Origin of the sequence: Streptomyces sp. NPDC017979 (genome assembly GCF_044328175.1) — a bacterium.
Taxonomy (GTDB): Bacteria; Actinomycetota; Actinomycetes; order Streptomycetales; family Streptomycetaceae; genus Streptomyces.
The window spans coordinates 1-19,703 of sequence record NZ_JBIRGU010000016.1 but is presented as its reverse complement, the minus strand read 5'-3'; the positions used below and the strand labels follow the sequence as shown (position 1 = coordinate 19,703).

General features: G+C 72.2%; 17 protein-coding genes. 5 read left to right on the top strand and 12 right to left on the bottom strand.

The features are described 5' to 3' along the window. Window positions 1-25 precede the first annotated feature (25 nt). Window positions 26-892 carry a YhjD/YihY/BrkB family envelope integrity protein gene (locus tag ACH4E8_RS30605; protein WP_398454428.1) on the bottom strand — a complete coding sequence of 289 codons (867 nt, stop codon included), beginning with the start codon at window positions 890-892 and terminating at the stop codon, window positions 26-28. A gap of 70 nt (window positions 893-962) precedes the next feature. Then, a complete protein-coding gene (locus tag ACH4E8_RS30600; RefSeq protein ID WP_398454425.1) occupies window positions 963-2,177 on the bottom strand; it encodes an ROK family protein in 1,215 nt (404 codons plus the stop codon). 217 nt (window positions 2,178-2,394) lie between these two features. Between ACH4E8_RS30600 and ACH4E8_RS30595 the strand changes: the two genes are divergently transcribed. After that, entirely contained in the window at window positions 2,395-3,726 is a 1,332-nt protein-coding gene (locus ACH4E8_RS30595; protein WP_398454423.1) for an MFS transporter, read from the top strand. Here the strand turns inward: ACH4E8_RS30595 and ACH4E8_RS30590 are convergent. The 3 genes from ACH4E8_RS30590 to ACH4E8_RS30580 form a co-directional block, all read right to left on the bottom strand. Then, window positions 3,687-4,352 carry a response regulator gene (locus tag ACH4E8_RS30590; RefSeq protein ID WP_398454421.1) on the bottom strand — a complete coding sequence of 222 codons (666 nt, stop codon included), beginning with the start codon at window positions 4,350-4,352 and terminating at the stop codon, window positions 3,687-3,689. The genes ACH4E8_RS30595 and ACH4E8_RS30590 overlap by 40 nt on opposite strands. Beyond that, window positions 4,349-5,584: a sensor histidine kinase gene (locus ACH4E8_RS30585; protein ID WP_398454419.1), complete on the bottom strand. Its 1,236-nt coding sequence runs from the start codon at window positions 5,582-5,584 to the stop codon at window positions 4,349-4,351. Before ACH4E8_RS30585 ends, ACH4E8_RS30590 begins: the two co-directional genes overlap by 4 nt. 164 nt (window positions 5,585-5,748) lie before the next feature. Next, the gene (locus tag ACH4E8_RS30580) at window positions 5,749-6,462 is read right to left on the bottom strand and encodes a TetR/AcrR family transcriptional regulator (protein WP_398454416.1); all 714 of its coding nucleotides are present in this window, start codon (window positions 6,460-6,462) and stop codon (window positions 5,749-5,751) included. 301 nt (window positions 6,463-6,763) lie between these two features. On the opposite strand from ACH4E8_RS30580, the gene ACH4E8_RS30575 reads away from it, so the two are divergent. Further along, window positions 6,764-7,267 carry a nitroreductase family deazaflavin-dependent oxidoreductase gene (locus ACH4E8_RS30575; RefSeq protein WP_398454698.1) on the top strand — a complete coding sequence of 168 codons (504 nt, stop codon included), beginning with the start codon at window positions 6,764-6,766 and terminating at the stop codon, window positions 7,265-7,267. Window positions 7,268-7,448: 181 nt separating this feature from the next. Here the strand turns inward: ACH4E8_RS30575 and ACH4E8_RS30570 are convergent, their stop codons facing one another. Next, a complete protein-coding gene (locus ACH4E8_RS30570; protein WP_398454414.1) occupies window positions 7,449-8,792 on the bottom strand; it encodes a geranylgeranyl reductase family protein in 1,344 nt (447 codons plus the stop codon). 144 nt (window positions 8,793-8,936) lie between these two features. On the opposite strand from ACH4E8_RS30570, the gene ACH4E8_RS30565 reads away from it, so the two are divergent. Further along, a complete protein-coding gene (locus tag ACH4E8_RS30565; protein WP_398454412.1) occupies window positions 8,937-10,292 on the top strand; it encodes a dipeptidase in 1,356 nt (451 codons plus the stop codon). Between the two features lie 164 nt (window positions 10,293-10,456). On the opposite strand, the gene ACH4E8_RS30560 is transcribed toward ACH4E8_RS30565, so the two are convergent. The 5 genes from ACH4E8_RS30560 to ACH4E8_RS30540 form a co-directional block, all read right to left on the bottom strand. Next, entirely contained in the window at window positions 10,457-11,614 is a 1,158-nt protein-coding gene (locus ACH4E8_RS30560) for an NUDIX domain-containing protein (protein WP_398454410.1), read from the bottom strand. Between the two features lie 179 nt (window positions 11,615-11,793). After that, on the bottom strand, window positions 11,794-12,717 hold the full coding sequence (locus ACH4E8_RS30555) for a carbohydrate ABC transporter permease (protein WP_398454407.1): 924 nt from the start codon (window positions 12,715-12,717) through the stop codon (window positions 11,794-11,796). Then, complete coding sequence (locus tag ACH4E8_RS30550) at window positions 12,714-13,667, bottom strand: carbohydrate ABC transporter permease (RefSeq protein ID WP_398454404.1); 954 nt, start codon at window positions 13,665-13,667, stop codon at window positions 12,714-12,716. Before ACH4E8_RS30550 ends, ACH4E8_RS30555 begins: the two co-directional genes overlap by 4 nt. Window positions 13,668-13,767: 100 nt before the next feature. After that, window positions 13,768-15,060: an ABC transporter substrate-binding protein gene (locus tag ACH4E8_RS30545; RefSeq protein ID WP_398454401.1), complete on the bottom strand. Its 1,293-nt coding sequence runs from the start codon at window positions 15,058-15,060 to the stop codon at window positions 13,768-13,770. Window positions 15,061-15,388: 328 nt separating this feature from the next. Then, window positions 15,389-16,348: an ROK family protein gene (locus tag ACH4E8_RS30540; RefSeq protein WP_398454398.1), complete on the bottom strand. Its 960-nt coding sequence runs from the start codon at window positions 16,346-16,348 to the stop codon at window positions 15,389-15,391. Between the two features lie 211 nt (window positions 16,349-16,559). Between ACH4E8_RS30540 and ACH4E8_RS30535 the strand changes: the two genes are divergently transcribed. Further along, window positions 16,560-17,537: a LacI family DNA-binding transcriptional regulator gene (locus ACH4E8_RS30535; RefSeq protein WP_398454696.1), complete on the top strand. Its 978-nt coding sequence runs from the start codon at window positions 16,560-16,562 to the stop codon at window positions 17,535-17,537. Between the two features lie 258 nt (window positions 17,538-17,795). Beyond that, window positions 17,796-18,080, top strand: a complete 285-nt coding sequence (locus ACH4E8_RS30530; RefSeq protein WP_398454396.1) for a hypothetical protein — start codon at window positions 17,796-17,798, stop codon at window positions 18,078-18,080. A 73-nt stretch (window positions 18,081-18,153) separates the two neighbouring features. Here the strand turns inward: ACH4E8_RS30530 and ACH4E8_RS30525 are convergent, their stop codons facing one another. Then, the gene (locus ACH4E8_RS30525) at window positions 18,154-19,446 is read right to left on the bottom strand and encodes a DUF6986 family protein (protein WP_398454394.1); all 1,293 of its coding nucleotides are present in this window, start codon (window positions 19,444-19,446) and stop codon (window positions 18,154-18,156) included. Window positions 19,447-19,703 lie beyond the last annotated feature (257 nt).

The window sequence follows — 19,703 nt, the reverse complement described above, 5'->3', positions numbered from 1 at the left end:
GTTTCGGAGGGATTCCCTCCGGGCCTCACAGAGGGTTCCGCTCCGGGCCGGAGCGCACGCTGTGCTCCAACCGTCGACGCACCCGTTCCTCGTGCACCAGCCGCCCCACCAAGGCACCCCCGTACACGACGACTCCGACGCCGACCAGCCAGGACTGGAGGACCAGGACGGTGCCGAACGGACCGTAGGTGACCGCGTTCGAGGCGATCAGCGGGGAGAACACCAGTTGGGAGAAGACCCGCAGCCCCAGCATGAACAGGGCCGTCGCCGCCGCTCCCGGCACCAGCGCGCCCCAGCGGACCCGGCCGCCGAGCAGCAGTCGCTGGGCTACGAGGAAGAAGACGAAGGTGCCGACGAGGTCCAGCGCGGCGGTGGCGACCGTGCCGACGCCCGAATCGCCGAACGCGGGAGTGTTGACGAACACCAGCAGCGCGAAGACCAGCAGCGCGAGGAAGATCACGTGGCGCCACATGGTGTGCCAGCGGGCGGTCGGCAGGTCCCACACCTTCTCGTAACCGGTCTGCACCACCGAGCCGAAGGTCAGACCGAAGACCGCGAGGGCGGCGAGGCCGAAGGCGGTGGTGCGCTGGAGTGCGGTGCCCGGTGGCGCGAAGAGCTGTTCGACCTGGGCCTGGGAGGCTTCGGAGACGCCGAGTGCCTGGCCGAGCCAACGGGCGAAGCCCTGGCTGCTGGCGGGGTCGGCCGCCGCGACCACCACCAGCAGCGGCACGAGGGTGAGGAAGCCGAGCGCTGCGAAGCCCATGGCCCGGTGGAGCAGTTCCATCTCGCGACCGCGGTTCCAGCCGAGGCCGACGGGGGACGAGGCGATCCTGCGGTGCAGTCGCTGGAGGCGATGCCCGTGGGGCGGCGCACCGGGGCGCTCGTGGGTCATGCTCGTCGCCTACCCGCTCGCGGGGGCCGAGCCGTCCTCGATGCCCCCGGTCGGGTGGCGGGCGGGGGCGTCAGCCGAGGGCGGTCAGCGGGTCGTCGAGCACCGGCTGCCAGGCCAGTTCGGCGGCGCCGACCAGGCTGTTGTGGTCGAGGGTGCAGGCGAGGATGGGCACGCCGCCGCTGCGCCCCCACAGGCTGCGGTCGGCGACCACGGCGCGCAGCCGCTCCGGGTCGGCGGCGAGCAGTTCGCGGTGGAGTCCGCCGAGGATGATCCGGTCGGGGTTGAGGATGTTGACGAGTCCGGCGAGCCCGAGGCCGAGGCGGTCGATGAGCTGGGCGCGGGCGGAGCCCACGGCGGGGTCGTCGGGCTCGGTGCGCAGCAGTTCGCCGGCCTGCGCGAGCAGGGAGACCTCGGGGCCCGGCACCCGGCCGGCGGCGGTGAGGAAGGCGAGCGGATCGGTCTCCACGTCCAGGCAGCCGCGGCTTCCGCAGTGGCAGGGCCGCCCTGCGGGGTTGACGGTGAGGTGGCCGACTTCGAGGGCCAGCCCGGAACTGCCGGTGTGCAGCCGGCCGTCGAGGACGAGGGCGCCGCCGACGCCGCGGTGGCCGGTGGCCACGCACAGCAGGTGGTGCGCGCCGCGCCCGGCGCCGTGGCGGTGCTCGGCGAGGGCGGCGAGGTTGACGTCGTTGCCGGTGAAGGCGGGGCCGGTGATGCCGGCCGCGCGGACGTGCTCGGCGAAGGTGTCGCGCACGGCGGAGCCGGCGGGCCAGGCGATGTGCAGCGGGTTGAGGGCGGTGCCGTCCGGTTCGGCGACGGCCGACGGCACCGCGAGGCCGGCACCCACGCAGCGTCGGCCGCTGTCGCGCAGCAGGACGGCGCCCGCGGCGACGACCGCACCGATGACCTGGCCGGGGTCGGCGGCCACGGTGAGGCAGCCGGGTGCGGTGGCGAGGGTCCGGCCGCCGAGGCCGACGAGGGCGGCACGGAAACCGTCCGCGTGGACCTGGGCGGCGAGCACGACGGGGCCGTCGTCGTCGACGGCGAGTCGATGGGAGGGTCGGCCCTGGGAGCCGGTCGCGGCGGCGGGGCGGGAGTCGACGCGGATCAAGCCGAGTGCCGCCAACTCGGCGGCGACGGCACCGGCGGTGGCACGGGTGACGCCCAGTTCGGCCGTGAGGACGGCGCGGGTGGGCGCGCGTCCGGTGTGGACGAGTTCCAGTGCGGGACCGAGCGCGCTGCGGCCCCTCTCCAGCCTCGATCTGGTGCTCGTCGCCTTGCCGTTCATGGTGGGGAGTCTCCCATGATCCTTGGGGCCCCGAACCGCGCCGTACGGTTCAGCAGGCCGAACCCTGCCGTTCGTCGTGCCGAGCCGTGCGCCCCGGGGCGGGCCGCGCCGTCGTGCGCCGTTCCCGCCAGGGAATCGTTCCGGCGCGACCGGGCGGGAACGACCAGGGATGCTCAGCCATCTTGTCCGAAACGGATGTCACACCTATTCTGCGTTTGTGCCGGACATGAACAAAATACGGCCGTTCGTGCCCCGCCCGGCACGCGCCGCCGCACCCTCGACCTTGGCCCGCCTCCGCTTCGCCCTCACCGTCTTCTTCGTCCTCGACGGCTTCCTGTTCGCCGGGTGGGTCGTGCGCATCCCCGCCATCAAGGAACAGACCGGCGCCTCCGCCAGTGCGCTGGGCCTCGCCCTGCTCGGCGTCTCGGCCGGCGGCGTGGTGACGATGATGCTCACCGGGCGCCTGTGCCACCGCTTCGGCAGCCTGCGGGTCACCGTCGGCAGCGCCGCGCTGATGTCGCTTGGCGTCGCGCTGCCGGCGCTGATGTCGCACGTCGTCGCCCTCGGTCTGGTGCTGCTGGTGTTCGGCGCCGCCTACGGAGCCATGAGCGTCTCCTTGAACAGTTCGGCGGTCGATCTGGTCGCCGCAATAGGGCGCCCCGTGATGCCCGCGTTCCACGCGGCGTACAGCCTCGGCGGCATGGTCGGTGCCGGGCTCGGGGCGCTCATCGCCGGCGGGCTGTCGCCGACCCGGCACCTGCTGTCGCTCGCCGCGCTCGGACTGCTGGTCACCGCCTTCACCGCGCCCGTGCTGCTACGGGCGCCCGCGCCCACCACCGGGCAGCCGCCCGCCCCCGACGCGCCCCGCGGTCGCCCGCGCCGGCTGGTGGGACGCACCCGGAACTTCGTCGTCCTGCTCGGAGTGATCGCGCTGTGCACCGCGTACGGCGAGGGCGCCATGGCCGACTGGGGCGCGCTCCACCTGGAACAGGACCTCGGTGCGACCCCGGGCGTCGCCGCGCTCGGCTACGCCCTCTTCGCCCTGGCCATGACCGTGGGCCGGCTGTCGGGCACCTTCCTGCTGGAACGGCTCGGGCAGACCCGCACCCTGGTCGCCGGCGGCACGACCGCGGCGGCCGGGATGCTCATCGGCGCCCTGGCACCCACGGTGTGGCTGGTGCTGCTGGGCTTCGGCGTGGCCGGGCTGGGACTCGCGAACATCTTCCCCGTTGCCGTGGCCAGGGCGGGCGCCCTGGCCGGCCCCAGCGGGGTGGCGGCCGCGTCCACCCTCGGCTACGGCGGCATGCTGCTCGGTCCCCCCGCGATCGGCTTCCTCGCCGACTGGTTCACCTTGCCCCTCGCCCTGACGACGGTGGCCCTGCTCGCCACCGGCGCCGCCGTGATCGCCTACGCGGCCCGCAACGTCACCGCCCCGCCCCTGGACGGCACCGTCCCCCGCCCGGCCGAACTCCAGGAGCAGCCGGCCGCCGAGGCCGGTCGCCCGGACGGTCAGCCCAGCCAGCCGGGGCGCACCAAACCCGACTCGTAGGCCAGGACGACCAACTGCGCCCGGTCACGGGCGGCTAGCTTGACCATCGTCCGACTGACGTGCGTCTTGGCGGTCAGCGGGCTCACCACCAGCCGCCGGGCGATCTCCTCGTTCGACAGGCCCATCCCGACCAGGGCCATCACCTCCCGCTCTCGGTCAGTCAATTCGGCGAGCCGACCCGCGTCGGCCGGGGTACGGGAGCGGGCCGCGAACTCGGCGATCAGCCGCCGGGTCACCCCGGGCGACAGCAGGGCGTCACCGTCCACCACCGCGCGCACGGCGCGGAGCAGTTCGTCCGGCTCGGTGTCCTTCACCAAGAAGCCCGATGCGCCCGCCCGTATCGCCTCGAAGACGTACTCGTCCAACTCGAAGGTGGTCAGGATGACGACCTTCACCTCCTCGAACCGTGCGTCCTCGGTGATCCGACGGGTGGCGGCGAGGCCGTCCAGCACCGGCATCCGGACGTCCATCAGGACGACGTCCGGCTTCACCTCGCCCACCAGCCGCACCGCTTCCTGCCCGTCGGACGCCTCGCCCGCGACTTCGATGTCCCGCTGGGCGTCGAGCAGGGCCCGGAAACCCGCGCGCACCAACAGTTGGTCATCGGCGAGCAGGACGCGGATCACGGCGTCTCCTTCCGTCGCACCGGTAGGTCCGCACGGACCTCGAATCCGCCCTCGCTGCGCGGGCCGGCTTGGATCGTGCCGCCCAGCCCGGCCGCGCGCTCCCGCATGCCCACCAGGCCGTTGCCGCTGCCGCTGTGCTCCGAAGCGCTGGCCGGCCCCTCGTCCGCCACCCGCAGGGTGAGCCGCCCGGGGGCGTACGAGATCTGGACGCGGGCGCTGCGCGAGCCCGAGTGCCGTATCACGTTCGTCAGGGCCTCTTGGAGGATGCGGAAGGCGGCCAGGTCCGTTCCCGGTGGCAGGGCGAACGGGGCGCCCCGCGTCTCGACGACGACGGCGAGGGACGCGCTCTGCGCCTGCTCCACCAACTCGGGCACGCGGTCGAGCCCGGGAGCCGGGGCGCGCGGCGCCTCCCCCGGTGCCCGGAGGCTGCCGAGGACCTGCCGCACCTCGCCGAGCGCCTCCTTGCTGGCCGCCTTGATGGTGGTCAGGGCGGTGCGCGCCTGCTCCGGATCCTGGTCGAGGAGCGCGAGACCCACCCCGGCCTGCACATTGATCACGGATATGGAGTGCGCCAGCACGTCGTGCAACTCGCGGGCGATCAACAGGCGTTCCTCCTCGGCGCGACGGCGGGCGGCAGCGGCCCGCTCCAACCGGGCGCGGGCCCATTCCGCGCACCGTATGCGCAACAGCTCGGAGCCCGCGAGCACGGCCGCTATCCACGCGGCGAAGACCAACTCCCGCCCCCAGGGCGCCGCATCGTCCCCGGCGGGTGGCAGATACGCGTACCACCAGTGGGCGAGCAGGACGTGCCCCGCCCAGAAGGCACCCGCGGTCCACCAGGCGGCCCGCCGGTGGCCCGCGAGAACCGCGGAGAAGGCGGCGACGAGGACCGGCACGAACACCGGCCCGTAGGGATAGCCGGCGGCCAGATAGCCGGAGGTCAGCGCGGCCGTGCCGACGAGAGCCACGACGGGCCAGCGCACCCGCAGCAGCAGGCACGCCGACAGGGTCACCAGCAGCGCCTGAGCGAAGGCGTCCACGGGCTCCCGCGTCCCCTCCTGCCCCCTGGCCGCGAACTCCGTGCCCACGAGCACGAACACCGCGATCAGCAGAGTGGACGGCCAGGGCACCCGGCCGTCGGCCCGGCGCCGCGCCCACGGCCGCATCCACGGTGGTCCGTCCTCCTTCATCCAGGGGGGACCACCGCAGACGCGGTCGGGCTGTTGTTCCATGTCGGCAACGCTAGACGGACGCCGGTGCGCCGGGCGTCACCCCGGTGTGGTGATCACCCCTACTCCCTGGGCAGTACGGCCGGAGCTCCGGATGGCACCCAAGTAGCGGTCGGCGCCTCGGGCACCACAACCGCGGGTGCAGTCAGCCGTGGGGCGAGGTCGGCTCAGGGCCGCTCGGCCAGGCCGACCTCGTGGGCGAGCCGGGTTGCGGCCCGGGCGAAGAAGGCGTCCCGCTCTCCGACGAGCCGGTGGAACTGGCCGAACACCTCGAAGGAGATCAGCCCGAAGAGCTGCGCCCAGGCCGCCACGAAGGCCAACGCGGCCGCGGGCGGCAGGTCGGGGGCGAGCTCTGCGGCCATTCGCTCCGCCTCGGGACGCAGAGCGGGGTCGAGGGGCGGGAGCGCGAGTCCGGTGGTGTTGTACGCGTCGCGGGCCACGGAGATCAGGGCCATGCCGACCCGGGCCGCCGGGCCGACGGTGTCCCGGGGGGCGCTGTATCCGGGCACGGGCGATCCGTAGATCAGGGCGTACTCGTGGGGGTGCGCGATGGCCCAGGCGCGGACGGCCGAACAGACCGCGGTCCAGCGGGCGACGTGGACGGAGCGCGTCCCCGACGAGGGCGGGGGCGCGGCGGCGAGCGCGGACTCGGCGGCGGCGCCGACGGCGTCGTACGCGTCGATGATGAGCGCGGTCAGCAGGTCGTCGCGGCTCGGGAAGTAGCGGTAGAGGGCGGAGGACACCATCCCCAACTCCCGGGCGACCGCGCGCAGGGACAGCTTCGCGGCGCCTTCGGCCGCGAGTTGCTTGCGGGCCTCGTCCTTGATCGCGGCAGTGACTTCAACACGGGCCCGGTCCCGGGCCCCACGGAGCGACGTCATGGGGCACAGTCTTCCACGCCTCGGAGAGCACTGACCAATTTCGAGAGCACTGCTCTTGCTTTGGAGCGCCGCTCCGTGCAGACTGGAGTCAGTTCGAGAGCGGCGATCCCAAACGAGAGCAGTGCTCTCGAAATGGAGCACCGCCCTCAAAAGAGAGCAGCATCATCACGTCGCCCGACGCCCGACCGGGCGCCCAACGGGTCGCCTGACGACTCGCGGACCATCACCTCAGTAACCACACCGTGTACGCGCCACCCACCCGCACGCACCCCATCAACCACAGGAGCACCCCATGCCCCGCATGCACACCCCGCCCGCGCCCCCGGCCCCGGCTCAGCCCCAGTCCGAGCACCACCACCGCCACTACATCAAGCCGGGTCGCTTCGACACCGCCCTCAACGGGCTGGTCCGCTGGTTCGCACGCCGCGGTGTGAGCCTGATGGGCACGGCCGAGCTGTCCGTCCTCGGTCGCACCAGCGGCGAGTGGCGGAGCATCCCCGTCAATCCGCTGCCGTACGAGGGCGCGACCTATCTCGTCTCCGCCCGCGGGCACTCCCAGTGGGTGCGCAACCTCCGGGCCGCGGGCGGCGGCCGGCTGGCGCTGGGCCGCAAGACCCAGCACTTCACCGTCGTAGAACTGACCGACGAGGAGAAGCCGGCCCTGCTCCGCGACTACCTGCGTCGCTGGGGCTGGGAGGTCGGCCGCTTCTTCGGCGACGTCGACGCGAACTCCTCCGACGAGGAGCTGTTGGCCGCGGCCCACCGGCACCCGGTCTTCCGCATCACCGTCGATGGGAGTCGATGAAGTCGACGAATCGCCATGACGCGAACCGGCCGACGAGCCGCGGCACTCCGCAGCGACGTCCCCGAGGCGCGCACCTCCGAGCCCTGCGTCTCCGAACCGCGCGCCTCCACCACACCCCGGTCAACCACCACACCGCGGTCAGCCGCCACACTCCGGAGGGCCGCCACGCCGCGGAAGACCGCTACGCCGTGGTCGACGGCTCCATCTCCCCCTTGCCGTCGCCCTCGTCTCCCTTGTTCGCCTTGTTCGCCTGGTCCGCATCGACGTCGTCCCCCGGCCGGGCGCCGGCCCGACCCGCACGGCGGTCCAACGTCTCCAGGGCCCGGCGCGCCACCGCGCTCCCGCGGACGATGCCGGCCAGCGTCGTCGACCCGCGCGTGATGTCCGTGAACGCGCGCCACGCCGGCCGCAGCCCCGTCAGCGCCGCGTGGAACAGCCCGGGCTTGCGCTCGAAGATGGTGAGCATCCGCCGCCCCACCGCCATCTCGACGCCGAGTCCGGCCTTGATGGCGAAGGCGTAGTTCAGCGCTTGGCGCCGGGCGTCGACGGCGTCGTGCGCCTCCGCGATCCGTACCGCCCACTCCCCCGCGAGCCGCCCCGAGCGCAGTGCGAAGGAGATCCCCTCGCGGGTCCACGGCTCCAACAGCCCGGCGGCGTCTCCGCACACCAGGACCCGACCGCGGGAGAGCGGCGAGTCGTCGCTACGGCAGCGGGTCAAGTGACCGGAGGAGATGGCGGGTTCGAACCCGGCCAGCCCCAGCCGGGCGATGAAGTCCTCCAGATAGCGCTTGGTCGCCGCGCCCTCGCCGCGCGCCGAGATCACCCCGACGGTCAGCGTCCGCCCCTTGGGGAACACCCACCCGTAACTCCCGGGCATCGGGCCCCAGTCGATGAGGACGCGCCCCGCCCAGTCCTCGGCCACCGGCTCCGGCACCGGGATCTCGGCCTCCAGGCCCAGGTCGACCTGATCGAGCTTGACCCCCACGTGGGCGCCTATCCGACTGGCGCTGCCGTCCGCGCCCACCACGGCGTGCGCCAGGATCGTCTCGCCCGCCGCCGTCACCACCGCGACCGTGCGCCGGTCCGGCACGGCCGCGCCGTGCTGCTCGACCCGCGAGACGGTGACCCCGGTGCGCAGCACCGCCCCCGCCTTCTCCGCGTGCTCGACCAGCTGTGCGTCGAACTCCGGGCGGTTGATCAGCCCGAAGAGCATCTTCTTGGACCGACGCGTACGCGTCAGCCGGCCGTTCAAACTGAAGGTGACGGCGTGCACCCGGTCCCTCAGGGGGAGTTCAAAGCCGGGCGGCAGGCTGTCTCTGGACGGGCCGATGATGCCGCCGCCGCACGTCTTGTAGCGCGGCAGCTCCGCCTTCTCCAGCAGCAGCACCCGACGGCCCGCCACTGCTGCCGCGTAGGCCGCGGACGCACCGGCCGGCCCCGCACCGACCACGACGACGTCCCACACCGCCTCGCCGTGCCCGTGCTCTTCCGCTCCTGCCCCGGTGACACCGTTCTCGCTGCTCACGATGTGGTTTCGCTCCCGATCCGACACGTACACGCTGCTCTCGACGGCATCCTACGGCGCGGCCCCGCCGTTCTGCTGTGGCAGGATCGACCGCGCGTTCGCCGTACACCCACTCCCAACGTCGCACCCGCCAGGAGCGTGCCCATGTCCGACCCCAAGATTGCGGGGACCGTCGCCTCCCTCATGCCGCGGGCCCGTGCCGAGCTGGCGGAGTTGGTGGCGTTCGCCTCGGTCGCGGACCCGGCGCAGTTCCCGAAGAGCGAGTGCGAGGCCGCCGCGCGCTGGTGCGCCGAAGCGCTGCGCACCGAGGGGTTCCAGGACGTCACCGTCTTCGACACCCCCGACGGCACGGAGTCGGTGTACGGGTACCTGCCCGGCCCCGAAGGCGCGCCGACCGTGCTCCTGTACGCGCACTACGACGTGCAGCCGCCGCTGGACCCGGACGCCTGGCTCTCGCCGCCGTTCGAGCTGACCGAGCGCGACGGCCGCTGGTACGGGCGGGGCGCCGCGGACTGCAAGGGCGGCTTCATCATGCACCTGCTGGCGCTGCGTGCGCTGAAGGCGAACGGCGGCGTGCCCGTCGGCGTCAAGGTGATCCTCGAAGGGTCGGAGGAGCAGGGCACCGGCGGTCTGGAGCGGTACGCCGCGCAGCACCCCGAACTGTTGGCGGCCGACGTCATCGTGATCGGTGACTCCGGGAACTTCCAGACGGGCCTGCCGACGGTGGTGGCGACGCTGCGCGGGATGACGCTGCTGCGGGTGCGGGTCGACACGTTGCAGGGCAATCTGCACTCGGGGCAGTTCGGCGGGGCCGCGCCCGACGCGCTCGCCGCGCTCATCCGATTGCTGGACTCGCTGCGGGCCGAGGACGGTTCGACCACCGTCGACGGGCTGGCGGCCGATCAGCAGTGGGACGGGCTGGCGTATCCGGAGGACGTCTTCCGTGCGGACGCCAAGGTGCTGGACGGCGTGCAGCTGATCGGTACGGGCACGGTGGCGGAACGGCTGTGGGCGCGCCCCGCCGTGTCCGTCATCGGCATCGACTGCCCGCCCGTGGTCGGCGCCACCCCGTCGGTGCAGGCGAGCGCCCGGGCGACCGTCAGCCTGCGGGTGGGGCCCGGGCAGGACGCGAACGAGGCGACCCGGCTGCTGACGGCGCACCTCGAAGCGCACGCGCCGTGGGGTGCCCGGGTGTCGATCGAGCACGTCGGCATGGGGCAGCCGTTCCGGGCGGACACCACCGGTCCGGCGTACGCGTCGATGGCGGACGCCATGCGGGTGGCGTATCCGGGGCAGGAGATGCAGGTGGCCGGCATGGGCGGGTCGATCCCGTTCTGCAACGCGCTCACCGAGTTGTATCCGCAGACGGAGATCCTGCTGATCGGGTTGAGCGAGCCGGCGGCGCAGATCCACGCGGTGAACGAGTCCGTCTCGCCCGAGGAGTTGGAGCGGCTGTCGGTGACGGAGGCGCTGTTCCTGCGGAACTACGCGAGGAAGTAGGAAGTAGACCAAGGAGCCGAAGTGGCCGACCCGGCCCGGACCGTGCGCCTCGGTACCGGTCGGCGCGCCGCTGCGGACGGGCCGACGACGGATCACGAGGCGGTACGGCCCGGGCCACCGGCCACCGGCCACCGGCCACCGGCCACCGGCGCCGAACGGCGGGCTCAGCCGACGGGCACTCCGCCTTCCAGGTTGAGCACCACACCGCGCTCGCGCGCCCGCAGGGCCCAGCGCAACCGCTCGTACCGCGGGGGCGGCAGCAGCCGGGCCGCCTCCCGCTCGCCGACGAAGCGCCAACATCGCAGTTCGTCGGCGGGCAGCGTTACGCGTTCGGCCTCCGCGGTGCCGATCGTGCCGCCGTCGAAGAGCAGCCGCAGGCCCCCGTAGCCGGGCGGCTTCGGCGGCTCCCAGTCGACGACGAGCAGTCGCGGGACCCGGTCGAGCGCGAGGCCCAACTCCTCGGTGACCTCCCGCATCCCGGCCCTGGCGGGCGCCTCCCCCGGCTCCACCACCCCGCCGGGGAACTCCCAGCCCGGCTTGTAGGTGGGGTCGACGAGCAGCACCCGGTCCGCCTCGTCGAAGAGGAGGACGCCGGCGGCGAGCGTCTCGGCCACGGGCTCGGGCGTCTGAACGATGGTGCAGACGGGCGCCTCGCCGGTGCGCACCGCCTCGGCGATGCGGTGCGCGGTCTGCCGCGGGTCGAGCGCGCCGTTGTCGATGACGAAGGCGTCGTCGCTGATCCACTCCAGGGCCGAGCGGTAGGGCTCGATGCGGTCGTACGACCACTGGCGGCGCACCGGTCCCGCGCCGGGGCCCCGCACGCCCGTGGCGTCGCGGTCGGCGCCGTTGCGGTCGGCGTCCCGGCGGCTGTCGTTCCGGCGCCCGGCGTGCGGGGTGGCGCCGTTGCTCTTGGCACCGTTGCCCGCGGCACGGGCTTCGAGCAGCTCCCCCCGAGCTTCGATCCGGGTCCGCAGGATCGTTTCATCTGGCCTCAGCAGCACCTGCCGCACCGGGATCCTGCGCGCGGCGAGCCCACCGAAGATCTCGTCCCGGTACTCCTGCCGCAGCAGGGTCATGGGCACCACGAGGACGCCGCCGAGCTGGGCCAGCATGGCCGCTGCGGTGTCCACCACGAGCCGGCGCCAGATGGGCAGGTCCTGGTAGTCGTCCACCTCGTCGAGCTGCTTCGCCGGCAGGAGTCGGTGCAACTGCGCGCCGGTGAGCTCGGGGTCGTACAGCGTGCTGTTCGGAATCAGCTCCACCAGTTCGCCTGCGGTGGTCGTCTTGCCCGAGCCGAACGCACCGTTTATCCAGACGATCACGGTTCCCCCTCTTCCCTCGCCCACAGTGGATTGCCCACAACGCCCCGCCGCGTAACCCGACCCGGACATCTTGGCCGTCACCGGTCGAAATGTGTCCGGGCCGCCGTCCCGGTCGGGCGGCGGCGGGGGTCGTGAAGCGTCTCACCTTACGTAAGCCGTTTGCCCGGACCGCGGGGGGCTCAGCCCTTGCTGGATCCGAGGGTCAGTCCGGCGATGAAGTGCCGTTGGAGCAGCAGGAACACCAGGACGGTGGGCAGCGCCACGATGACGGAGCCGGCGGCCAGCAGGTTGTGGTCCGTGAAGAACTGGCCGCGCAGGTTGTTGAGCGCGGAGGTGACGGGGAGCTTGTCGCCGTCGGAGATGAAGACCAGCGCCCAGAGGAAGTCGTTGTACATCCAGGTGAACTGGAGGGTGCCGAGGGCCGCGAGGGCGGGGCGGCACAGCGGGAGCGTGATGCGCCAGTAGCGCGTCCACACCCCGGCTCCGTCCACGATCGCCGCCTCCTGGATCTCCTGCGGCAGGGTCCGCATGAAGCCCGCGAGGACGAAGACGCAGAACCCGATCTGGAAGCCGACGTTCACCACGAGCACGGCCCAGTACGAGTCGTACATCGTCATCGAGTCGGACATCCAGTACGGCAGCGGGATCCGGTTGAACAGCACGTACAGCGGGGTGATGACGACCTGTTGGGGCAGCAGGTTCCCGGCGGTGAACAGCATCAGCAGCACGGTCGAGCCGCGCATCGACAGCCGGGCCACGGCGAACGCGACGAAGGACGCGAAGAAGAGCGTGACGACGACCCCGGGCACGGCGATGAGCAGGGTGTTGACGAAGTACTTCGTCATGCCCGAGTCACTGAACGCCTGCCGGTAGTAGTCGAACGAGAGCTTCTTCGGGAAGGAGAAGTATCCGTGCTCGGACGTCTCGTCGTAGGGCCGCAGGGAGGCGTACACCGCGAGCAGCAGCGGGGCGAGGAAGGCCAGGGACACGGTCGCCAGGAAGGCGTGCACGCCGAGGCGGCCGGGGCGCACCCGGCGCCGGCGGTGCGGTGCCGGGGCGGCGGCGGTGTCGCGGGCCGGGGACGGGGGTGCGGTGGCGGTCATCGATTCTTCTCCCCACGGATCTCCCGGACCAGGAACGTCACCACGAAGCCCAGGGAGAACAGCAGCAGCACGACGGCGATGGCGGAGCCGAACCCGATGCGGCTGGCTTCGCCGACGATGTTGTCCGTGACGAGCACGGAGAGCAGTTCGAGGCCGTTCCTGCCCTTGTTCACGGCGTAGACGACGTCGAAGGCGCGCAGGGCCTCGATGACGGTGATGACGGCGACCAGGACGTTCACGGGGCGCAGAGTGGGCAGTACGACCCGGAAGAAGGTCTGGGCCTCGCCGGCGCCGTCGATGGCCGCGGCCTCCTTCAGGGTGGGGTCGACGGCCTTGAGTCCGGCGAGGTAGAGGATCATCACGTAGCCGGTGTGCCGCCAGGCGGCGGCCAGCAGGACCATCCAGAGGTTGAGGTCGGGGTCCCCGAGCCAGTCGGTGGGGTTCTGTTCGTTGCCGACGATCGCGTTCAGCGCTCCTTGGTCGCGGGAGAGGACCAGTTGGGCGATGAAGCCGACGACGGCGAGCGAGAGCACGACCGGCAGGTAGAACGTGGACTGGTAGAAGCGGCTGAAGCGGACCCCGCGGTCGATCAGTACGGCGAGCAGCAGCCCGAAGGGGGTGGCGACGAGACCGAGGAAGGCCAGCCACAGCAGGTTGTGGCGGACGGCGGGCCAGAACACCGGGTAGTTGGTGAACAGGTTCTCGTAGTTCTCCGTACCGACCCAGGTGATGTCGCCGATGCCGTCCCAACTGGTGAAGGAGAGCACGACGGAGGCGAGGGTCGGCCCCCAGATGACGAAGACGTCCAGCAGGATCGGCACGCCCAGCAGCACGCCGAGGACGGCGACGTCGCGGCGGGTGTAGCGGCGCGGGCCCCGGCGCCCGGAGCGGCGGGCCGCGGGGGCCGGGGAGCGCGGGGGCTGTCCTCCGGTGGTGCGCGTCGGCGGCACGGGTGGACTCCAAGTCGGTCACGTCCGGCTGGCGGACTCCTGGGCAACCGGGCGGCCGGCCGCGGGCCTCCGGCGGCCGGCGCTGCTCTGCGGACGCGCCCTACGCGTCGCCGGCGAAGATGGTCTTCTTCTGCTTCTCGATGCCGTTGACGAGCCCGTCCACGTCCTTGGGGTCGTTGATGAAGCTCTGGATCGCCGGGACCATCACCGTCGACGAGAAGTCGGGCCGGGTGTCGCGGTCCAGGAACTGGGAGATCTGCTCGGCGCCCCCGACCAGTTCCACGGCCTTCTTCTGCAGCGGGGTGTACGCCGAGGTGTCGGCCCGGTCGCTGACGGCGATGTTGTTGGGGTCGCCGGCCAGATAGACGTCCTCCGCCTTGCCCGTGGCCAGCCAGCGCAGCAGGTCCTTCGCAGAGGCGAGGGTCTTGTCGTTCTTCAGCGCCTTGGACTTCTTCGCCAGCAGGAAGCCGTCGACGGGGGCCTCCACCGCCTGCTGCCCGTGTTCGGGGTTGATCTCGGGGAAGGGGAAGAAGTCGATGTCGGGCCGGTCGACCTCGGGGAACTGGGCGCCCGGGTGTTGCAGTCCGAAGACGGCCATGCCGGCCTCGCGCTTTTGGAGGCTGGTCGCCGCCTCCTGCCAGGTGCGTCCGTTGGCGCCGGGCTGGCAGTACGGCAGCAGGCTGCGCCAGGTGTCGAAGACGTCCTTGACGCGCCGATCGGTCCAGGATTCCTCGCCGGCCATCAGGGACTTGTGGAACTCGTAACCGTTGGTCCGCATGTTGATGTAGTCGAAGGTGCCCATCGCGGGCCAGCCGTCCTTGTCGCAGAAGGCGATGGGGACGAGTTTGTCCTTCTGCATCTGGCGGGCGAGGGCGACGTATTCGTCGAGCGTCTTGGGCGCGGTGTAGCCGTACTTCTGGAACAGGCTCTTCCGGTGGAAGACGGCCCACGGATAGTAGTAGTACGGCGTGAGGTACTGCTTGCCGTCCTCGCCGGTGGACTGGGCCTTGAGGGCGTCGGAGAAGCCCTCGTAGTCGGCCCACAGGTCACTGATGTCGTGGAGCAGGCCCTTCTTGGCGAAGAACTGCATGCGGTAGCCCGCGAACCACATGAAGACGTCGTCCGGCTTGCCCTGGAGATAGCGGTTGATGTTCTCCTGGAAGGTGTTGTGGTCGACGGTGTTGACCTTCACCTTCCGGCCGTCGGACTGCTCCTCGTACGCGGCGAAGGCGTCCGCGAAGGCCCTCTTCGGCACCGGGTCCGAGGAGTTGGAGCCCAGGTTGACGGTCTTGCCGTCACCGCCCGGGCCGCCGCTGCACGCGGTCAGGAGCGCGGGCAGGGCGACGGCTCCCGCGCCTGCCATCGCGCCGCGTAACAAACTCCGACGTGACATCCGATGACTTGTCACACTTCCGGGCACTGCTGCACCGTGGGACCCGTCAAGCCAGGCATGCGCCATGCCCCCTCCTCAGGAGTCCAACTCAACATAAACGAACGCGAGAATCGGATCCGAACTCCCCCAGAAGGGCGCCGTCAAAAGCTCCGGCACGAGAGCGAGCAACCGATATCACATCCATTCCAACATATTCGAACATGCCTCAACGAAGGTACGCGGAGCGCTGTGTGATCGTATGTCACCCCTTCATCGCCAACCAGCGCGTTGAGTGATCGGAGTGCTGGCCGTATGCCCCGGGCAGTACGCGGCTGGACGCCCCGCGTGCTCATCCGCCGATCGCGGCCGTCGTCTCACCCGCCCTGCTGAGCAGCGCCGCAGCCGCAGCGCCGACCAGACCGGCGTCGACGCCGGTCAGCGCCGGGGCGACGGCGAGCTCCCGGACGAAGGAGAGCGCGGCGTAGTCGCGCAGGCTGCGCCTCAGCGGGGCGAACAGGACGTCGCCCGCGCCCGCGACTCCCCCGCCGACGACGGCGATCTCGATCTCCACGAGGGTGGCGGCGGCCGCGATGCCGGCGGCGAGCGCCTGCGCGGCGCGGGCGAAGGAGGCGGTGGCGACCGGGTCGCCCGCGCGGGCCGCGGCGGCCACCGCGGCGGCGGAAGCGTCCCCGTCGCGGCCGGGCCGCCAGCCGTCCTCCAGGGCCCGGCGCGCGATGTTGGGTCCGCTGGCGATGCGTTCGACGCAGCCGCGCCCACCGCACGGGCACAGGTCGCCGTCCAGGTCGACGCTGATGTGGCCGATGTGGCCGGCGTTTCCCGTGGGTCCGGGGTGGAGCCGGCCTCCGATGACGAGACCGCCGCCCACCCCGGTGGAGACGACCATGCACAGCGCGTTGTCGTAGCCGCGCGCCGCGCCCTGCCAGTGTTCGGCCGCGGCCATCGCCACGCCGTCGCCGACGAGCGCGACCGGCAGCCCGCCGGTGGCCCGGCCGACCCGTGCGACGAGCGGGAAGTCGCGCCACCCGGGCACGTTGACCGGGCTGACGGTGCCCGCGGACGCATCGACCGGGCCCGCGCTGCCGATGCCCACGGCGTTCACCCGCCGCCACTCCGTCGCCGCCGCCAACTCGGCGACGACGGCGCCCACGGCCTTCATGACGGTCTCCGCGCCCTCCCGGGCGGGGGTCGGTCTCTGCGCCCGCAGCAGTACGCGACCGGCGCCGTCCACCAGTCCGCCCGCGATCTTGGTGCCGCCGATGTCCAGCGCGGCGACGAGCTCCGTATCCATCGGTATGTGGTCCCCCCGTGGCCTGTCGTGCCTACTGATGGGCCACCAGTCTCCATTCACCTGACAACGTTGTCCAGGGCCTATGCTCTTCGCTGCACCCCACTTACGCCACACGAAGACAGGACTGCGCACCGTGGCCGAAACGAATCGTTCCTCCGTTGTGTCCGGCCACCTCCGCACCCCGGAACGGCGCTACGGCAACCGGCCGACCATGAAGGACGTGGCGGCGCGCGCGGGCGTGGGGCTCAAGACCGTCTCACGGGTCGTCAACGGCGAGCCGGGCGTCACGCCGGACACCGAGCGCCGGGTCCAGGAGGCCATCGACTCCCTCGGCTTCCGCCGCAACGACAGCGCCCGCGTGTTGCGCAAGGGGCGCACGGCCTCGATCGGGCTGGTGCTCGAAGACCTCGCCGACCCCTTCTACGGGCCGCTGAGCCGGGCCGTGGAAGAGGTCGCCCGCGCCCACGGCGCCCTGCTGATCAACGGTTCGAGCGCAGAAGACCCGGACCGCGAGCAGGAGTTGGCGCTCGCGCTGTGCGCCCGCCGCGTGGACGGGCTCATCGTCATCCCCGCCGGCCACGACCACCGCTATCTGGAGCCGGAGATCAAGGCGGGCGTCGCCACCGTCTTCGTCGACCGCCCGCCGGGCCGGATCTCGGCGGACGTGGTCCTCTCCGACAGCTTCGGCGGGGCCCGCGCCGGCGTCGCCCACGTCATCGCGCACGGCCACCGCAGGATCGGCTTCATCGGCGACCGACCCCGCATCCACACCGCGGTCGAGCGCCTGCGCGGCTACCGCGCAGCCATGGAGGACGCCGGTCTCGCGGTCGACGACGCCTGGGTCTCCCTCGGCTCCACCGCGCCGGAGCGGGTGCGGGCCGCCGTCGACGCCATGGTGAGCGGGCCGGAGCCGGTCACCGCCGTCTTCGCGGGCAACAACCGCGTCACCGTCACCGCGGTGCGCGCCCTGGCGGGCCGCCGACCGGAGGTGGCCCTGGTCGGCTTCGACGACATCGAACTCGCCGACCTCCTCGGCATCACCGTCATAGCGCAGGACGCGGCGCTGCTCGGCCGCACCGCGGCGGAACGTCTCTTCCGTCGCCTCGACGGCATCGAGGACCAGCCGACCCAACTGACGCTGGCGACCCGGCTGATCCCCCGCGGCTCGGGCGAGATCGCGCCGGGCTAGGGAACGCACGCGGCTCGCACGCGAGGCCCCACCCACCGGCCGCGGCACGGCCCTGACGTGAACTCGCCCCTCCCCACACGAGTCACCCGGCACCATCTTCACAAGCTACGCACATTATCGGCCAACTCCTCCACATATCAGCCAATCCGCTACGGAATGCGAACTTCCCGTTGTCTCGACGGATAGGTCTGGACCAATCTTCTCCCAGCCGTCGGAGCGCGGACTCCGAAGGCCCGAAAAGAGGGAGGGCTCCACGTCATGTCCCTACGCAAGATGTTCGCCACGACAGCCGTCGCCGCCGCCATCGCCGGCGCCGGACTGATGGCCGCTCCGGCCGCACAGGCGGCCCCGACCACCGCCACGACGAGCGCCGCACCGGCCTCCGACGTCCAGCCGATGAGATGGGTCTCATGGGGCAGCTACTCGTCCCTGGGCGCGTGCGCCTACGCGGGCCAGTGGGCGGTCATGAACGCCGGCGCCTCCTACTTCGACTGCGCGCCCAACGCCTCCGGCGGATACGACCTGTCCATCTGGCGCCCCTGACCCACCGCCCCCGACTCCGCACGGCGGGCGCCCGCGACCAGTTCCGGTCGCGGGCGCCCGCCGCCGCCGTCCGCTACGCCCCGGTCGGTGCCGCGCGGCGCGGGGCCGCGAAGGCTTCCAGACCCACCCGGTCGAGCCCGCTGAGCCCGGTCACCTCGTCGAGGTCGAGCGCGCCGCAGTCCAGGCCCCGGAGCAGGTACCCGCTCAGCGCCTTCGCCGTGGCGGGCTCGTCCATGACGTCGCCGCCCGCCCGGTTCGCGTACGCCGCGAGCCGCGCGGCGGCCCTCTCCAAACCCTCGCGGTAGAAGGCGAACACCGCCGCGTAGCGGGTGGGGAGGTGCCCTGGGTGCATGTCCCAGCCCTGGTGGTAGGCGCGGGCGAGGGCGCGGCGAGTGAGGCCGTAGTGGAGCCGCCACGCCTCGTGGACCTGCGCGGTGGGCCCGACGGGCAGCACGTTGGTGGAGCCGTCCGACACCCGTACGCCGGTTCCGGCCGCGGCCACCTGCATCACCGCCTTCGCGTGGTCGGCGGCCGGGTGGTCGCTCGCCTGGTGCGCCGCGCTGACGCCGAGGCAGGCGCTGTAGTCGAAGGTGCCGTAGTGCAGTCCGGTGGCGCGCCCTTCGGCGGCCCGGATCAGCCGGGCGACGGTCGCGGTGCCGTCCGACGCCAGGATCGCCTGGCTCGTCTCGATCTGGATCTCGAAGCCGATTCGGCCGGCGTCCAGTCCGTGCGCCCGCTCGAACGCCTCCAACAGCCGCACCATCGCCGTGACCTGTTCGGGGTAGGTGACCTTGGGCAGGGTGAGCACCAACCCGGCCGGCAGCCCGCCGTGCTCGACCAGCCCGGTGAGGAAGACGTCGAGGGTCCGTACGCCCCGGTCGCGCACGGCCGCCTCCATGCACTTCATCCGGATGCCCATGTACGGGGCGGCGGCGCCGCGCGCGTACGCATCGGCGACCAGCCGCGCGGCCCGGGCCGCGTGGGCGTCCTCGTCGGCGTCCGTACGGCCGCCGTACCCGTCCTCGAAGTCGATCCGCAGGTCCTCGATCGGCTCGCGCGCCAGCTTGGCCAGCACCCGGCCGTGCACCGGCTCGGCCAGGTGGTCGGGCAGGCCGAGGGCGGCGGCGAAGGAGACCGCGTCCGGGGCGTGTTCGTCGAGCGCGGCGAGGGCACGGTCACCCCAGGCGCGGACGGTGTCGGCGGCGAACGCCTCGCCGGGTACGTAGACGGTGTGGACGGGCTGACGGGTGCCGGGGTCCCCGGGGTAGCGGCGGGCGAGTTCGGCGTCCACCGGCGCGAGGGCCGCGCCGACGGCCTCGGTGACGGTTCCGTCGAAGGTGGTTGCCGGCTGCTTCTGTGAACCCATCGCTGCACGCCTCCCATTTTCCGTTGAACGGAATCCATGATCCGCATGGCGAAGCTAGTCGGGGGCTTCGGCCTCCGTCAACGGTGGGCGGGAACGGCCGGAGCCGCACGGCGGGTTCGCCGTGCGGCTCCGGTCTGCACGCGTCGTCGCCGGATGCGCGACGCGGGTCGGTCAGTTCTTCAGTTCTTGCGGGTGTTGATGTCGTCGGTGAGTTGGGGGACGACGGTGTGGAGGTCGCCCACGACGCCGTAGTCCAC

What these genes read in the sequence shown, in the direction of transcription:
- ACH4E8_RS30605 (WP_398454428.1), bottom strand. Translation starts at nt 892, where the DNA reads ATGACCCACGAGCGCCCCGGTGCGCCGCCCCACGGGCATCGCCTCCAG.
- ACH4E8_RS30600 (WP_398454425.1), bottom strand. Translation starts at nt 2,177, where the DNA reads ATGAACGGCAAGGCGACGAGCACCAGATCGAGGCTGGAGAGGGGCCGC.
- ACH4E8_RS30585 (WP_398454419.1), bottom strand. Translation starts at nt 5,584, where the DNA reads ATGGAACAACAGCCCGACCGCGTCTGCGGTGGTCCCCCCTGGATGAAG.
- ACH4E8_RS30580 (WP_398454416.1), bottom strand. Translation starts at nt 6,462, where the DNA reads ATGACGTCGCTCCGTGGGGCCCGGGACCGGGCCCGTGTTGAAGTCACT.
- ACH4E8_RS30575 (WP_398454698.1), top strand. Translation starts at nt 6,764, where the DNA reads ATGCACACCCCGCCCGCGCCCCCGGCCCCGGCTCAGCCCCAGTCCGAG.
- ACH4E8_RS30565 (WP_398454412.1), top strand. Translation starts at nt 8,937, where the DNA reads ATGTCCGACCCCAAGATTGCGGGGACCGTCGCCTCCCTCATGCCGCGG.
- ACH4E8_RS30555 (WP_398454407.1), bottom strand. Translation starts at nt 12,717, where the DNA reads ATGACCGCCACCGCACCCCCGTCCCCGGCCCGCGACACCGCCGCCGCC.
- ACH4E8_RS30545 (WP_398454401.1), bottom strand. Translation starts at nt 15,060, where the DNA reads ATGTCACGTCGGAGTTTGTTACGCGGCGCGATGGCAGGCGCGGGAGCC.
- ACH4E8_RS30540 (WP_398454398.1), bottom strand. Translation starts at nt 16,348, where the DNA reads ATGGATACGGAGCTCGTCGCCGCGCTGGACATCGGCGGCACCAAGATC.
- ACH4E8_RS30535 (WP_398454696.1), top strand. Translation starts at nt 16,560, where the DNA reads ATGAAGGACGTGGCGGCGCGCGCGGGCGTGGGGCTCAAGACCGTCTCA.
- ACH4E8_RS30530 (WP_398454396.1), top strand. Translation starts at nt 17,796, where the DNA reads ATGTCCCTACGCAAGATGTTCGCCACGACAGCCGTCGCCGCCGCCATC.
- ACH4E8_RS30525 (WP_398454394.1), bottom strand. Translation starts at nt 19,446, where the DNA reads ATGGGTTCACAGAAGCAGCCGGCAACCACCTTCGACGGAACCGTCACC.